Origin of the sequence: Ochrobactrum sp. SFR4, assembly GCF_019730395.1 — a bacterium.
In the GTDB taxonomy this organism is placed as follows: Bacteria; Pseudomonadota; Alphaproteobacteria; order Rhizobiales; family Rhizobiaceae; genus Pseudochrobactrum.
The window spans coordinates 165,143-180,041 of record NZ_JAAPBB010000004.1 but is presented as its reverse complement, the minus strand read 5'-3'; the positions used below and the strand labels follow the sequence as shown (position 1 = coordinate 180,041).

Annotated in this window: 14 protein-coding genes; 5 read left to right on the top strand and 9 right to left on the bottom strand. The window is 52.2% G+C overall.

Annotated elements, in window-relative coordinates:
• Positions 1–42 precede the first annotated feature (42 nt).
• Positions 43–1,362: an NAD(P)H-dependent oxidoreductase gene (locus HBA93_RS06740; protein ID WP_221722771.1), complete on the bottom strand. Its 1,320-nt coding sequence runs from the start codon at positions 1,360–1,362 to the stop codon at positions 43–45.
• Between the two features lie 231 nt (positions 1,363–1,593).
• On the opposite strand from HBA93_RS06740, the gene HBA93_RS06735 reads away from it, so the two are divergent.
• The gene (locus HBA93_RS06735) at positions 1,594–2,265 is read left to right on the top strand and encodes an HAD family hydrolase (protein ID WP_353619327.1); all 672 of its coding nucleotides are present in this window, start codon (positions 1,594–1,596) and stop codon (positions 2,263–2,265) included.
• 31 nt (positions 2,266–2,296) lie between these two features.
• Positions 2,297–2,767 carry a MaoC family dehydratase gene (locus HBA93_RS06730; RefSeq protein WP_022712508.1) on the top strand — a complete coding sequence of 157 codons (471 nt, stop codon included), beginning with the start codon at positions 2,297–2,299 and terminating at the stop codon, positions 2,765–2,767.
• Positions 2,768–2,781: 14 nt separating this feature from the next.
• Here the strand turns inward: HBA93_RS06730 and HBA93_RS06725 are convergent, their stop codons facing one another.
• The 5 genes from HBA93_RS06725 to HBA93_RS06705 form a co-directional block, all read right to left on the bottom strand.
• Entirely contained in the window at positions 2,782–3,963 is a 1,182-nt protein-coding gene (locus HBA93_RS06725; protein ID WP_221722769.1) for an alpha/beta hydrolase, read from the bottom strand.
• A gap of 183 nt (positions 3,964–4,146) precedes the next feature.
• Entirely contained in the window at positions 4,147–4,704 is a 558-nt protein-coding gene (locus HBA93_RS06720; RefSeq protein WP_122092484.1) for a sarcosine oxidase subunit gamma, read from the bottom strand.
• Positions 4,697–7,690 (bottom strand): sarcosine oxidase subunit alpha, encoded by a 2,994-nt coding sequence (locus tag HBA93_RS06715; RefSeq protein ID WP_221722768.1) that lies wholly within the window; start codon positions 7,688–7,690, stop codon positions 4,697–4,699. The genes HBA93_RS06720 and HBA93_RS06715 overlap by 8 nt, the downstream gene beginning before the upstream one ends.
• Positions 7,687–8,013, bottom strand: a complete 327-nt coding sequence (locus HBA93_RS06710) for a sarcosine oxidase subunit delta (RefSeq protein ID WP_221722767.1) — start codon at positions 8,011–8,013, stop codon at positions 7,687–7,689. Before HBA93_RS06710 ends, HBA93_RS06715 begins: the two co-directional genes overlap by 4 nt.
• A gap of 15 nt (positions 8,014–8,028) precedes the next feature.
• Positions 8,029–9,282 carry a sarcosine oxidase subunit beta family protein gene (locus tag HBA93_RS06705; protein WP_121993002.1) on the bottom strand — a complete coding sequence of 418 codons (1,254 nt, stop codon included), beginning with the start codon at positions 9,280–9,282 and terminating at the stop codon, positions 8,029–8,031.
• Positions 9,283–9,829: 547 nt separating this feature from the next.
• Between HBA93_RS06705 and rpsU the strand changes: the two genes are divergently transcribed.
• The 3 genes from rpsU to HBA93_RS06690 all read left to right on the top strand — a co-directional run bounded on the left by rpsU (position 9,830) and on the right by HBA93_RS06690 (position 11,847).
• Entirely contained in the window at positions 9,830–10,060 is a 231-nt protein-coding gene (gene rpsU / locus HBA93_RS06700) for a 30S ribosomal protein S21 (RefSeq protein ID WP_022712514.1), read from the top strand.
• A 416-nt stretch (positions 10,061–10,476) separates the two neighbouring features.
• A complete protein-coding gene (locus HBA93_RS06695; protein ID WP_121993003.1) occupies positions 10,477–11,334 on the top strand; it encodes a tetratricopeptide repeat protein in 858 nt (285 codons plus the stop codon).
• Between the two features lie 102 nt (positions 11,335–11,436).
• A complete protein-coding gene (locus HBA93_RS06690; protein ID WP_122092487.1) occupies positions 11,437–11,847 on the top strand; it encodes a VOC family protein in 411 nt (136 codons plus the stop codon).
• A 174-nt stretch (positions 11,848–12,021) separates the two neighbouring features.
• Here HBA93_RS06690 and HBA93_RS06685 read toward each other — a convergent pair whose 3' ends face one another.
• The 3 genes from HBA93_RS06685 to HBA93_RS06675 all read right to left on the bottom strand — a co-directional run bounded on the left by HBA93_RS06685 (position 12,022) and on the right by HBA93_RS06675 (position 14,773).
• Entirely contained in the window at positions 12,022–12,687 is a 666-nt protein-coding gene (locus HBA93_RS06685) for a methionine ABC transporter permease (protein WP_028234010.1), read from the bottom strand.
• The gene (locus HBA93_RS06680) at positions 12,668–13,765 is read right to left on the bottom strand and encodes a methionine ABC transporter ATP-binding protein (protein WP_286201787.1); all 1,098 of its coding nucleotides are present in this window, start codon (positions 13,763–13,765) and stop codon (positions 12,668–12,670) included. Before HBA93_RS06680 ends, HBA93_RS06685 begins: the two co-directional genes overlap by 20 nt.
• A gap of 156 nt (positions 13,766–13,921) precedes the next feature.
• Positions 13,922–14,773, bottom strand: a complete 852-nt coding sequence (locus tag HBA93_RS06675) for a MetQ/NlpA family ABC transporter substrate-binding protein (protein ID WP_221722766.1) — start codon at positions 14,771–14,773, stop codon at positions 13,922–13,924.
• Between the last annotated feature and the right edge of the window lie 126 nt (positions 14,774–14,899).

The window sequence follows — 14,899 nt, the reverse complement described above, 5'->3', positions numbered from 1 at the left end:
TCCTGCCCCTGAAAAAAATTCAGGGGCAAAAGTTATTGTATTTTAAACACCGTAAACCAGCTTGTCCTGACGGGCGCGGAGTTCTGCAAGGCGGGAGCCGGCAGGCAAAGCCGCGTTGTCATAGGTGATGAGTTCGCCTTTTTTGATCGGTTTGAGCACTTTGGCACCGGTCAGCATTCCGCATGGAATGGCTTTGGCGCTACGTGCTTCACCGGCGGTCATGATCCATGCACGGTAGCAATATTCACCAATTGCATCGAGGGTTTCGCCAACCGCCATATCTTTTTTGGCAACAGCTGCAACTTCTGCGGTCGGTTTGCTCAGCGGCACCATGTCGGCTTTACCATAGAGCACTGCACGGGCGCAGGTCAGCGGGACTTCCAGCGAGGTCAGATGATAAGGACGGTGGAAAGTGAAATATGGGCCTTTACCCATTTTCAGGTCTTCCATGCGCTCACTAATGCGCGGATGGGACATATCCGCAACCACGAATACACCCGGTGCTACACCTTTGCCGATGGTATAATCGACAACGCCCACACGGGAGAGTACGCCGCCATCTTTTTCAGGGATGAGCGTTGAGGAGAGCTGGTCGAGTGTGGCCGCAGGGCCGTGCATACCGGCTTTATCCGGTACCAGACCGGTGGCATTAGCGATAGCCGCCATTTCCACCATGGTTTTGGAGCCGTCCACAAATTCCACCAGCAGGCGCACATTCATATTCCGGCGCGTGGCTTCCTCGATATAATTATCAGGGATCGCATCAATATTGAGCGGATTGTTTTTGCCCTTACCGGCAGCAACAATCGGATGCCCCATCGCGGTGACAAATTCGATCAGCTCCATGCAGGATGACGGTTCGTCACCGGCACCGAGCGAATAGACGACACCAAGGCGGTCGGCTTCACTTTTCAGATAAGCGCCGATTGTCACATCAGCTTCAACATTCATCATTACGAGATGTTTGCCGTGCTCCATGGCACGCAGACCGATTTCCGCGCCAACGGCAGGAATACCGGTTGCATCAATCACCACGTCAATCAGGTCATTATTGAGAATGAGGTCTGCATTATCAGTAACAGCAATTTTATGCGCTTCCAAAGCGAGGCTCAGGTCAGAGCCGGTATTGGTTTCGCGCGCATGGCCTTGCTCACCATAGGCGATCTCGGCGGCTTTGAGCGCACGCTGCGGATTGGTTTCCGATATCGCGCCGATTTCAATGCCGGGCATATGGGCGACACGGGTCACAATATCGGTGCCCATTTCTCCGCAGCCGATCAGGCCGATGCGGATGGGTTTACCGGTATCGGCGCGGGCTTTCATATCACGAGCTAAGCCGGTGAGTGCGACATTGGTGGCCATGTTTGTTCTCCGGAGATAGTGTTTTGCGGGAGAATAACCCGCCTGATAATGACAGTTATAAAAGACCTGAGCATTTCACAGTCAAGTTGGAACAACCTGATGGCCGTGATAATGCGATTATTAAAAAGCTAGAGCGATCACTATAGTTTAACATGTGCGTAAACCGCTCTAGATTAAAGATCAATAAGGCAAAGGCTGCATCCGTGCGGCATGACAGAGCAGGAGTTCAAAGTGCCGGACAGCGTAACCAATAATAACTGGGATCTCGTGATTTTTGACTGTGACGGTGTGCTGGTCGACAGCGAACCACTGGCTGCGCTGGCTTTCCATAATGTTTATGCCCGTCATAATATGCCGATTCCTGACGGTACGGTAGCCAAGGGTGTAGGAATGAAGCAGGCGGATATTATCCGTCTGATCGGCGATCTGACCGGCCATTATCTGCCGGATGCAGCGCAGGATGATATCTGGCCGGAAACACATCGGGTGTTTTCTGAAGCCTTGCAACCTTGTGACGGCATTGCCGGTGTGCTGGAGCGCCTGAAGACCCGCAGCTGCGTGGCCTCATCGTCTTCGCCGCAGCGTATTGCTTTCAGTCTGGAAAAAACCGGTCTGATCGGGGCGTTTAATGGGGCATTATACTCATCAACAATGGTCAAACGCGGTAAGCCTGCGCCGGACCTGTTCCTGTTTGCCGCAGAGAAATTCGGTGCTGATCCGGCACGTTGTGTGGTGTTTGAGGATTCACCATTTGGTGTGGAAGGGGCTGTTGCCGCAGGCATGACAGCAATCGGTTATACCGGTGGCGGACATACTTATGCCGGACACACGGAAAAGCTTTTGGAAAAAGGTGCAAAAGCGGTTTATAGCAGCTGGAAAGAGATAGAGAATAACATTCTCTGAAAGTGCGAATCCATCATAAAGGTCTATAGCAATGAAAGATGCGATCACTCTGGATCAGCTGCGTGAAGCGATCGGCACGGAAATCGGCTGCTCTGAGTGGCGGGTGGTGACACAGGAAATGATCAACCAGTTTGCGGATGCAACGGATGATCATCAATATATCCATGTTGATCCGGTACGTGCGGCAGAAACACCTTTCGGCGGCACAATCGCCCATGGCTTCCTGACGCTTTCATTGCTCTCGACTTTGGCTTTTGAAGCCCTGCCGATGCTGCAGGGCGCAACCATGGGCATCAATTACGGTTTTGACAGTGTGCGTTTCATGTCGCCGGTCAAAACCGGTACGCGTGTCCGTGCCCGTTTCAAACTGGCTGATGCGGATATCCGTCCTTCCGGTCGTGTGGTCAATCATTATGATGTGACACTGGAAGTGGAGGGCATGGTTAAGCCGGCGCTCACTGCGCGGTGGTTGACGATTGCGGTTGTGCCTCCTGCTGAATAATAAAAAGCCCGCTTTTAGCGGGCTTTTTTGTTGCTGATATCTTCAAGCGGTGCAGGCCGATCGGGATATTCGCTCAGCAGGGTTTTGAGCGCAAATGGCCCGTGCAGAAACATGCCGATATCATAGGCATTTTTCTTCTGGCTGCCGGAAATAAACAGCAAATGCATTTTGAAGAAATTGCCCTTGGCCTGTTTGTAACGGACAGGAGAGTGAATATGTTTGAACCGGATATGGCTGATCAGCGGGGGATTATTCGTTTGAATTTTCAGAGCCTTGGCAGGTTCTGAATTATAAAAATGAATGATATCCGTCAGTGCCTGAAACTCTGCCCAGAAAACCGGACTGTCATTGAGCAGCACGCGTACATCTTCCCGCAGGGTTTTGGCGCGCGGGTGCAGAGCAATCATCAACAGGCAGGAACCGGCAGCAAGCAAAGAGACCGGCTGTTTTCGCAGGAGTTCCGGCTCGGTGCGCCAGACTTCTGCCAGCGCTTCAATTGCCGGTACTGTGCCGAGGCTATGCCCCATAATGATGACCTCATCTGCATCACTGCTGCGCAATTTCTCTGCAAGCATTTGTGCAAAGATTTGTTTGCGTTCCAGCAGTTTTGGACTGTTGTCATAAATACGGTCATAGGCCGCTGACCAGTCGTCGAGCAGATAGGAAATGAAAAGTTTTTCATCCAGTGCCCGTATCAGTGCGTAGCAAATGCCAAGCGCCAGCGGTAGCGACCAAAGCATGTGCAATGCGGAAAAGCCTGCCAGTACTGGTGCTGCTGTGATGCCGAGCGTTAAGGCCAGCATAGCCAGCACCATCAGAAACGGCCACAGGAAGAACATCACAAAACGCCAGCTGGTGCGGCCGTAACGCCATAATGTGCCGGTGAAGAGAATATTTAAAAAGGCACGACTGCCGGCAAACAAACGGTGTGGCAGGGAACGTGCAGCATAATCGTCAAAAATATCTGCGGTACCGAACTGGCAGAATTCGCTTTGCGTTTCCCAGTTCACACCTTTGGCTGTCACCTGCATGGTGCCGCTACCGTGATCTGCGTCGACCATAGGGGTCAGGCTGGTTTTTGTGCCCCACAGCTTGTCAAAATCGCTCATAATCTTGCGATGGCGCACACGGACAGCTTTGGGGTGCAGCCCTTCATAACCTGTAAAATTAATGATGAGACGGTTTTTAATGGTCATGAACAGGGTGCTTGTTAAAACAGAAGAGGGCAATGCGGCGCAGAAGATGCTTTAGTGCGGTCTGCTGTAAATGAACAATCACATTAAAGCTATTATGTTTGCTCAAAATAAAAGCACCGCGCCTTTTGGAAGACGCGGTGCTTAAAGTGTAATTATGACAGTTTCAGGACGTTGAGAGTATCGTCAGACGGCTGCGTCCAGTGCGCCTTCACTCAGCAGTCCGAAAACATAGGTGCCAAAAGAGCGCCAGCATTCCAGCCGGAATTCGGTTTCAGACAAACGCCACAGCACAATCTCAGCCTTGCCAAAAATCGTACGGGTGGCAGCGCCAACCGGAAAAACGGCCAAAGACAAATCCTGCGGGCAACCGGCATTGATAGTTGCTTCTGCGCCTTCGCCGGAAATGAGAATGCCGATATTGCGGTGGGATACATCCGTTGCGGCATGCAGTGTTTCAACACCTTGCAAATCCGCAAAGGGGGACTGCCCGCCGGTGTCAATCACCAGCCATTCATCAGGCCCGAGCCACAATGCCGAGCGTTTGCCCTTGGTGGCGCTGTGCTTTGGCTTTTGCGGCAGAGTGACGCCAAGGGTTTTGGACAGCGCTGTAACATCATTAGCGCGGGCGCGGAGTGAAATACGCTCCGCCGGTTCTGCCGGTGTGATCTGTACCGAACCGTTTCCGGCGCGGTTGTTGCCCAGAACTGTGATGCGCTGTGCGCTTGCTTCGGAGTTAGACATGCAGGCGCTCTCCCTTTTCGTCAATAAAGACGGGGCCGGTTACTTCAACTTCAATCACACGATCCGGCATCGGCACGAACAGAGTTTTGCCGTGCAGATTAAATCCGTCATGCACCACAGCCATGGCAATGGAGCGCCCGAGATTGGACGACCAGTAGGAAGAGGTGACGTGACCGAGCATTTTCATCGGTTTCGGCTGGTTCGGATCGGCAACGATCTGCGTACCTTCTTCCAGCACTGTATTCGGATTTTTGGTCAGCAGGCCGACCAGCTGTTTGCGGCCTTCCGCCACCAGATCGGGACGGCGCATACCGCGAATGCCGACGAAGTCGGTTTTCTTCTTGGAAACTGCCCAGCCGACCGCTGCATCATAGGGGGTCAGAGTGCCGTCTGTATCCTGACCGACAATGATGTAGCCTTTTTCAGCACGTAAGATGTGCATGGTTTCCGTGCCGTAGAGGCAGGCGCCCATGGCTTTCGCACGTTCCCAGACGGCTTCCAGCACAGACTGACCATAATCGGCGGGAACGTTGATTTCAAAGCCTAACTCACCGGTAAAGGACATGCGGAACAGGCGGGTTGGCACGCCGCAGAATTTACCTTCAGCCACACTCATATGCGGGAAGGTTTCGTTGGAAATATCAATGCCTTCAACAAATGGCGCAATGATTTCACGGGCTTTCGGCCCCTGAACAGCAATCACCGCCCATTGTTCAGTGGTGGAGGTCAGCCAGACATTGAGATGCGGGAACTCGGTCTGGAGATAATCTTCCATATGATTGAGTACGCGCGGTGCGCCGCCGGTTGTGGTGGTGACGTGGAAACGGTCATGTGCCATGCGACCGACCACACCGTCATCCATAACAAAACCGTCTTCACCGGTCATAATACCGTAGCGGCAGCGACCCGGTTTCAGCGTATCCCATGCGTTTGTGTACATCAGATTGAGAAACTCAGCCGCATCAGGCCCCACAACCTCGATTTTGCCCAAAGTGGAGGCGTCAAAAACACCGGCGACTTCGCGAACAGTTTTGCACTCGCGGGACACCGCATCATGCATGGTTTCACCGGCCTGCGGATAATACCATGCGCGTTTCCAGTTGCCGACATCCTCATAAACCGCGCCGTTCTGAGCCTCAAAATGATGCAGCGCAGTTTGTCGTGCCGGATCAAACAGATGATCGCGGGACGAGTTGATGAGTGTGCCGAAAGTCACCGGTGTATAAGGCTGGCGGAAAGTGGTGAGACCGACCTGCGGGATCGGCTTGTTGAGCGCTTCCGAGGCAATCGCCAGCCCGTGCATATTGGACATTTTACCCTGATCAGATGCCATGCCGTTCGTGGTGAAGCGTTTGATATGCTCGATAGAGTGCATACCTTCACGCACGGCATTGCGGATGTCCTTGGCGCAGACATCATGCTGGAAGTCGATAAACGCCTTCACATTGCTGTCAGGGCCAGCACCGGCTGTGGTGCCGACCATACCGCCGCTCCAGCTATAGGCTGTTGTTGCACTGACAGTGGTGGTTGCTGATGCCTTGCCGCCGATTGCAAGTCCGGCAGATGTGCCTGCTGCAAGGGCTTCATCAATGGCCGTCTGCAGATCGTCGGTGCCGTTACAGGTGCCGACGCAGATGCAATCCTGTGCGTAAACATCTGGCAGAAAGCGCTGTTTGGCATCGTCAAAGCGCAGTTTGCCGCGCGATTGCGAGAACAGATGCACTGACGGTGTCCAGCCGGAGGAGGTGATCAGCGCATCAATGGTGTATTTGCGGCCTGATTTCGCGCCATTGGTGGCAACAGTCATGGATTTGACGCGCAGCTTGCCGCCAACACTCAGCACACAATGATTGGTCAAAACCGGAATATTCAACCGGCGGGCTTCAGTCAGTACGGCTTCACCCGGATGGGCACGGGCATCGACAATCACCGGAATATCAACGCCTGCATTTTTCAGATCAAAGGCAGCTTCATAGGCGCTGTCATGGGCGGTGAAGACACCGACATGTGAGCCGACAGCCACACCGAAATGATTGAGATAGGTGCGGGCAGCCGAAGCCAGCATCACACCCGGACGGTCATTATTGGCAAACACCATATGGCGTTCAATGGAACCGTTGGCGAGGATCACGCGCTTGGCACGCACCTGCCACAGGCGCTCACGGGCTGTGTTCTTTTCCGGCAAGGCAACATGGTCTGTAACCCGTTCTGCCAAAGCCACAAAATTATGGTTATAATAGCCGAAAGCAGTGGTGCGGGTGAGAACACGCACATTTGGCATGGCATTGAGTTCAGCCGCAGTGATTTGCGCCCATGCAAAGCCATCCTGACCGTCAATTTTGGTGCCGTTCTCGTGGTGCAGGGCACCGCCAACCTCCGGCTGTTCGTCGCAGAGGATAACTTTGGCACCGGTGCGTGCGGCAGCGAGCGCAGCACTTAAACCCGCCACGCCTGCACCGACAACCAGCACATCACAATGCTCATAGCGACCTGCGTAGCGGTCAGGATCAGGTTCTGTCGGCGTAACCCCCAGACCTGCGGCACGGCGGATGATCGGTTCGTAGACCTTCTCCCACGCCTTTCTTGGCCACATGAAAGTCTTGTAGTAGAAGCCTGCACCAAAGAAAGGCGAGAACAGATCATTCACCGCACCGATGTCGAAAGACAAAGACGGCCAGCGGTTCTGCGATTCCGAATGCATACCGTCGAAAACTTCCTGCACGGTTGCGCGCACATTCGGCTGACGGTGGGCTTTATCGCGGGAAATATCCAGCAGCGCATTCGGCTCTTCCGGCCCAGCGGACAGAAAGCCGCGCGGGCGGTGATATTTGAACGAACGTCCGATCAGGTGAATATCATGGGCAAGCAGTGCCGAGGCGACGGTATCACCTGCCAATGCTGTATAAGTCTTGCCGTCAAAGGTGAAACGGGCGGTTTTCGCCGGTGTCAGGCGGCCTTTACCAGTAATGCGTTTTGAGCCGCTCATTTACCACTCTCCTTGGCCGCAACACTGTTTGTCTGTACGATTTGGCTCAAATCCGGTTTTGGCTCTCCGGCTTTATAGGTGAGAAGGAAACGGTCGCTCACCGTATCGCGCGCTGCATTAAAGAAGCGACCGCAGCCGTGAATATGCCGCCAGCGCTCAAAGATCACACCTTTGGGATTGTTGCGCCAATAGAGAAACTCAACGAATTCCTCGTCCGAAAGCTCGGTAATATTGGTCGGGCGGGCAATATGGGCATCGTGCGCGCTGCGGACCTCCAGTTCCGAGCGGTCTTCGCCGCAATAAGGACAATGGATCAGTAGCATAACAAATATCCTTATTCAGTGCGCAACAGCGGCGGCGGCGGCTTCGTCGATCAGACGGCCGGTGCGGAAGCGATCAAGCGTAAAGCCTGCGGCCAGCGGATGCGGTTCACCACGGGCGATCAAATGGGCGAACAGATGGGCGGAACCCGGTGTTGCTTTGAAACCGCCGGTGCCCCAGCCTGCATTGACGAACAAGTTCGGCACAGGGGTTTTGCTCTGGATCGGTGCGCGGTCGACAGTGTTGTCGGTGACACCACCCCATTGGCGCATCATTTTTACGCGACGGAACATCGGGAACAATTCACAGATCGCATCCAGTGTATGGGTAATGATCTGCAAGCCGCCGGTCTGGGAGTAGGAATTATACTGGTCGGTACCGGCGCCGATGACAAACTCGCCTTTGTCCGACTGGGAAATATAGGCATGAACCGCATTGGACATGACCACGCATGGCACAATCGGCTTCATCGGTTCGGAAACCAGTGCTTGCAATGGAGAGCTTTGCAGCGGTACACGGACATCGGCCATATTCATGATGACAGACGAGTGGCCTGAAGCGGAAACACCGATTTTCTTGGCGCCGATAAAGCCGCGATTGGTCTCAACACCGCTGACACTGCCGTCCGCATTACGGCGAATACCGAGCACTTCGCAATTCTGGATAATATGCACGCCACGGTCGGAAGCTGCACGGGCATAGCCCCACGCCACCGCATCGTGACGGGCGACACCGCCACGACGCTGAAGTGCTGCGCCATTGATCGGATAGCGTGAGTTTTGTGAAATATTCAGAGGCGGGCAATAGGCTTTGGCCTGTTCCGGTGTCAACCATTCATTGTCGATGCCATAGAGACGGTTGGCATTGACGTGACGGCTGAAGGATTGCTTGTCATGGATGTTATGCGACAGCATCAGTACGCCGCGCGGCGAGAACATGACATTGTAGTTGAGATCCTGTGACAGACCTTCCCACATCTTGAGCGAATGCTCATAGATATTCATACTCTCTTCATAGAGATAATTGGAGCGGATGATGGTGGTGTTACGACCGGTATTGCCACCACCGATCCAGCCTTTTTCCAGTACTGCGATATTGGTAATGCCGTGTTCTTTGGCAAGATAATAGGCTGCACCCAGACCATGGCCGCCGCCGCCGACAATAATCACATCATAGCTGGCACGCGGTTCCGGTGAAGCCCATTGCGGCTCCCAGCCTTTGTTGCCGCGCAGTGCTTCTCGGGCAACTGCAAATACTGAAAACTTACGCATAATGTCCCCTTATCTGGGCGCAGAAGATTTTTTCCGCCTGTTGGTTTAAAGTTAAACCATATGCCGACACTGACTTTGCCATTTTGCGACGGGTTTTGGCGTATCATGCGGTTTTTGTTTGCTGAAACGCTTCCGTATTGTGGCGGGGTGCCGGAGTGAAGGACTCACTTCATTCCGCTTAAAAAACAGCGGAAAAGGGACAGAGAATCTCTGTGAAATACAGGATGAATTTTGCATTTACAGATCAAAACCAAAGCAATGTCCGCAAAGAAAAATGCAAATAAAACGTGATTTTTACGGCTAAAACTGTAATAATGAGGTTGATAAGGCCTGATCGGGCGCTGTGTTACGGATTCTGTGTGGACAATCACGCCGGATACTGTTAAACGGCACTCGAATTTGCATCGGAAGGCCGTTGCGAAGTCTTAAGATTTCTCAGCCATAAGACGGCTCCTTTACCGGAACTGCCAGACTGTTTTTTCTTCGGGGCTCACCGGTGCCTTCAGGCTAAACTGAAAAATCTAACCGAAACGGAACGGGATTACACGTGCAGGTACTCGTACGCGATAATAATGTTGATCAGGCTCTCCGCGCTCTTAAGAAAAAGATGCAGCGTGAAGGTATTTTCCGCGAAATGAAAATGCGCGGTCATTATGAAAAGCCATCTGAAAAGCGCGCCCGCGAAAAGGCTGAAGCCGTTCGCCGTGCACGCAAGCTGGCTCGTAAGCGCGCACAGCGTGAAGGTCTGGTAGGCGGCGGTCGCGTAGCGGCCCGCTAAGTAACAAGTTGCGTAGCGGCCAGCTAATTAGCCGGTCGCCAGGCGATAAGTTAATCAGACTGAACACGCGGTTATATGCTGCGTGATTTCTGATCAGATATACTGATTAAGCAGCGCATGGTCTCCGGATCATGCGTTTTGCTTTGCGTGAAGCAATTTTTCAGGCACTTATTATATCGGTTTTTTTGAGAGCTGATGTAATATGAAGCTTTATTGTAAAAGTTGACTATACAGATATGTTTGCATCGCTGGAAAACAGCTTTAAGGTGGGGTGAATGTTCACTTCCGCCTTTTTCTGTATGGGGCTGAGTGTTGGCATATCATAAAATATATGCAGTCTAACTATTTTCCGTCAGATACTGTGTAGTGCACAGGCCGGAATCTCAGGCTTAAGATTGCTTTTGAGGAGTGCGCGAATGGGATCTTTGGCAAGTGTGAAATTGACTTTGCGTGAACAGCGCCTTTCTTTGAAGAAGGGTCTGCTGGTTGCAGCATCCTGTACAGTTCTGGCTTTGGCGGGCTGTCAGAGCACTTCCAATTCCATACTTACGCCGGTTGATCTCGCGCAGGGTTCCAGTGAAAATATCGGTTCGCTGACAACTGTTATTCAAAGCAATCCGCGTAATCCTGAAAGCTACAATGTGCGTGGTTCTGCCTATGGTAAGGCTGGGCGCTATCGCGAGGCGATGAAGGATTTTGACACGGCGATCCAGCTTGATCCGAATTATTATCAGGCCTATGCCAACCGTGCGCTCATTCAGCGCTATCTGAAGAATGAAGCGGCGGCTGTACAGGATTATGGCCGCGCCATTCAGATTAATCCGCAATATGATGCAGCCTATATCGGGCGCGGTAATGTCTATCGTCAGGCAGGACGTCTGGATGAAGCGATGACAGATTTCAATCGCGCAATCCAGCTGGATACAACCGATGGCCGCGCCTATCACAATCGTGGTCTGATCTATCAGGCGCGCGGCCAGCATAAACAGGCGATTGAAGATTTTTCGGCCGCTGCTTCCCTGCAGTCGAATGCACCGGAGCCTTATAATGGCCGCGGTATTTCCTATGCCGCACTTGGCGATTACGATAACGCCTTTGATGATTTTAATACGGCTATCGGGCTGGATGATAAGGTTGCTGAGAGCTGGGCCAATCAGGCGCTGGTCTATGAGCATCGCGGCGATAAAAAGCGCGCAGCAGCTTCCTATGCCCGTGCAGTGCAGCTTGATCCGCAATACAAGCCTGCCAAAGATGGTCTGAGCCGTACGCGGTAATGGTTCAGTTCTCAATAAACTGAACATAGCAAGTTAAAGAGCCGCAGGATTCAGTATCCGGCGGCTCTTTTCTTATGGCAGAAGCTGTCTATATTATTGGCTATGTCTTTATTTGACCATATCGGCTTTGAGAGCCGGAATATTCCGGCATCCTATCAGTTTTACTCCGGCAGCATGGCTGCTCTGGAGCTTAGGGTGTTGCAAACGGCGGATAATTTATTCTTTGTCAGCGGTAATGCCCGCAGTCCTCTGCCGTTCTTGCGGATTATTGCGGCAAAAACTGCAAATGGTGCAGAGTCTGCATTACAGCCGGGTCAGCATTTACACCTTAAATTCAGCGCTAAAAGTCATGAGCAGGTTGAGGCTTTTCATCAGGCAGCGCTGAGATCGGGGGGGCGGGAAAGCAGTGCCCCGTCCTATCAGGGGCCGAAGGAAATGGGCTATTTCGCAGCTCTGGTTTTTGATCCCGACGGTAATACGGTTGAAGTTGGTGTTCATGAGAAACATGGCTGAATTTACAAAAAGATAAATAAAAAAGGCCGGTGAAAACCGGCCTTTTTTATTTAGAGCGGAACCGCTCTAAACTTTTATTTTATCGCATTATCCTATGCATCGAAGCAGAAAAGGAAATCAGTCCAGTGAATTGATTTCCCTGCGAAGACGCTGCGCACTTTTGCTGGAAATGCTTTAGCGTTTAACGACGCGTTTATCGACTTTTTGCACCAACCGGTCCCCGATCCACTGGATCAGGCAAACAAACACGATCAGAACAGCAACAACAGCGGCCATGATCGGATAGTTAAAACGCTGATAGCCATAGCGGATCGCCAGATCACCCAGACCGCCTGCACCAATTGCACCGGCCATTGCCGAAGCGCCGATCAGCGTGACGATGGTGACTGTGAAGCCCGCAATCAGACCCGGCATAGATTCCGGTATCAGCACTTCTTTAATGATCGTCCAGCGACTTGCACCCATGGAGCGGGCAGCTTCAATCAACCCATGATCGACTTCGCGCAGCGATACTTCAGCCATGCGGGCATAATAAGGAATAGCAGCAATCGATAGCGGCACGATGGAAGCCCATGTGCCCAGTGCTGTGCCCATAATCAGACGTGTAAACGGGATGAGGGCAACCAGAAGAATGATGAACGGCACCGAACGGAACGCATTGACGATCGCCCCGATAACGCGATTGACCGGAATGTTCTGAAGCAGGCCGTTACGGTCTGTCAGGATCAGCAACAGCCCAAGCGGCAGGCCGAAGAGTAAGGTGAAGAAGCTGGAGAAACCGGTCATAATCAGGGTTTCGCCTAACGAGCGCCAGAGCAGATCAAGCATTGCGGGTGTCAGGAACTGAAACATATCCGGCAACCTCCGTTTCATCACAAATTGTCTTCAGAAAACCGACAGCTTTTTGCAGGGCTGACTGGTTATAGGCAGGGAGGCCGAGGAATAATGTGCCGACCGGTTCCCCCTGAATCGTATCAATACCGCCATGGACGAGACGTGCATTGAGGCCGGAGGCGGCGGCAATATCATTGATAAGCGGTCTGCGTGCGGCTTCACCGGAGATACGCAGGCGGACAATCGCTTCCGAGGCTGATTGCGGGTTCTGCGTCAACTGTGCGGCGATGCTGTCCGGCAGAGCAGGGGTCAGCATTTTCAGCAGGCTTTTAGTTGTATCGGCTTTCGGACGTGCAAAGACTTCCCAGACAGGGCCTTCTTCAGCAATATGCCCGTGATCCAGCACAATCACACGGTCTGCAATTTTGCGGATCACATCCATTTCATGGGTAATCAGCAGAATTGTCAGGCCGAGTTTCTGGTTGATATCTTTTAGCAGTGCCAGAATGGATTGTGTGGTTTCCGGATCAAGCGCAGAGGTTGCCTCATCCGACAAAAGCAGACTTGGTTTGGCTGCCAGCGCACGGGCAATACCGACACGCTGCTTCTGACCGCCGGAAAGCTGCGCCGGATAATGCTGCGCACGTTCTGACAGGCCGACCAGTTCCAGCAGCTCTGCAACGATTTTCTGACGTTCCGGTTTGGCAATACCGGCAATTTTGAGCGGCAGGGCAATATTCTGCGCTACGGTTTTGGCTGACATCAGATTGAAATGCTGGAAAATCATGCCGATACGGCGGCGCACCGGCTGCAATTGGCTCTCGGTGAGGCCGGTGATTTCCTGACCTTCAATAATGACCGAACCGCTATCCGGTTGTTCCAGACCATTGAGGCAACGGATCAGTGTTGATTTACCTGCGCCGCTGCGGCCGATAATGCCGAGAATTTCACCGCGTTTGACCGAGAGAGAAATATCATCCACGGCAGGTGTAGTGCCGAACATACGTTTAATATTGGAGAGTTTAACTACTTCGTCACCGGTCACGGGAGGCTGACCGGATGCGGAAGGCAGCTTTTGCTGCATATTCTTTATTGGAGCTGAAGTATTCACTTTATCCTCGAGCTCTTTCTTTAAATTGAGGCAATAATAACGGAGCAAAAAGGCAATGCTCAGAGTGCAAAACGGTCCGGATAAATCCGGACCGTTACTATGCGCGGTTTAAGCTTGGTTGGGTAGCTCTTATTCCCAGGCAGGAATACCTGTGCCTTTATAAGCACGGTCAAGTTCTGCTTTGACAGGTTCGTTCTGGAAAGCTGCAATCAATGGTTTGACCCATGCTGCTTCTTTGTCTTCAGTGCGGATCGCAATAAAGTTACGGTAAGGATTGTTTTCCTTAGCTTCCCAGCCGATTGCATCTTTCACAGGGTCAAGACCGGATTTGGCTGCCCAGTTATTGTTAACGACAGCTGCATCAAGATCGTCGATGGAAAGGCCGACAACACCGGCATCCAGTTCTTTGATTTCAAGCTTTTTAGGGTTTTCAACAATATCAATCGGGGTTGCAAGAATGCCTGCATCCGGATTGAGTTTGATCAGACCTTTGCTTTCCAGAACGCGCAGCGCACGGCCTTCATTGGTCGGGTCATTTGGCACGCCGACAATAGCGCCTTCTTTCAGGTCTTCCAGCTTTTCAACCTTGCGGGAATAAATGCCGATTGGCCAGAGGGCAGTGTAGCCGGCAACGGAGATTTTGTAACCGTGCTGTTTGATCTGCTCATTCAGATATGGCTCATGCTGAAATGCATTCGCGTTGATTTCTTTACGCTCCAGCGCTTCATTCGGCTGGGTGTAATCATTGAAAATAACGGTTTCGATTTTGAGGCCTTCTTTTGCAGCCTGTTCAGCAACAACTTTCCAGACATCTTCGTCTTCACCACCCATGATGCCGACTTTGATGGTTGTGTCCTGTGCCTGAACCGACAGAGGTGCAGCAAATGCAACGCTCATGGCAACAGCGGAAAGCAGCATCATTTTCATGCCGGTGCGGCGCGAAATTAAGGTTTTGACGCGGGCGATATCTGACAACGACATTGCTGTTTTCCTTATAGTTTTGGTCATTAAGCGGTCTTTCGCTTAACTGTTTTGCCTCACAAATCTCATACCTGCTTTCTCTCAAACGGAGGCAGGCGGATTGTGTGAGTATATTCTTCACAGAAT

What these genes read in the sequence shown, in the direction of transcription:
- HBA93_RS06740 (WP_221722771.1), bottom strand. Translation starts at nt 1,362, where the DNA reads ATGGCCACCAATGTCGCACTCACCGGCTTAGCTCGTGATATGAAAGCC.
- HBA93_RS06730 (WP_022712508.1), top strand. Translation starts at nt 2,297, where the DNA reads ATGAAAGATGCGATCACTCTGGATCAGCTGCGTGAAGCGATCGGCACG.
- HBA93_RS06725 (WP_221722769.1), bottom strand. Translation starts at nt 3,963, where the DNA reads ATGACCATTAAAAACCGTCTCATCATTAATTTTACAGGTTATGAAGGG.
- HBA93_RS06720 (WP_122092484.1), bottom strand. Translation starts at nt 4,704, where the DNA reads ATGTCTAACTCCGAAGCAAGCGCACAGCGCATCACAGTTCTGGGCAAC.
- HBA93_RS06715 (WP_221722768.1), bottom strand. Translation starts at nt 7,690, where the DNA reads ATGAGCGGCTCAAAACGCATTACTGGTAAAGGCCGCCTGACACCGGCG.
- HBA93_RS06710 (WP_221722767.1), bottom strand. Translation starts at nt 8,013, where the DNA reads ATGCTACTGATCCATTGTCCTTATTGCGGCGAAGACCGCTCGGAACTG.
- HBA93_RS06705 (WP_121993002.1), bottom strand. Translation starts at nt 9,282, where the DNA reads ATGCGTAAGTTTTCAGTATTTGCAGTTGCCCGAGAAGCACTGCGCGGC.
- HBA93_RS06695 (WP_121993003.1), top strand. Translation starts at nt 10,477, where the DNA reads ATGGGATCTTTGGCAAGTGTGAAATTGACTTTGCGTGAACAGCGCCTT.
- HBA93_RS06690 (WP_122092487.1), top strand. Translation starts at nt 11,437, where the DNA reads ATGTCTTTATTTGACCATATCGGCTTTGAGAGCCGGAATATTCCGGCA.
- HBA93_RS06680 (WP_286201787.1), bottom strand. Translation starts at nt 13,765, where the DNA reads ATGCAGCAAAAGCTGCCTTCCGCATCCGGTCAGCCTCCCGTGACCGGT.
- HBA93_RS06675 (WP_221722766.1), bottom strand. Translation starts at nt 14,773, where the DNA reads ATGTCGTTGTCAGATATCGCCCGCGTCAAAACCTTAATTTCGCGCCGC.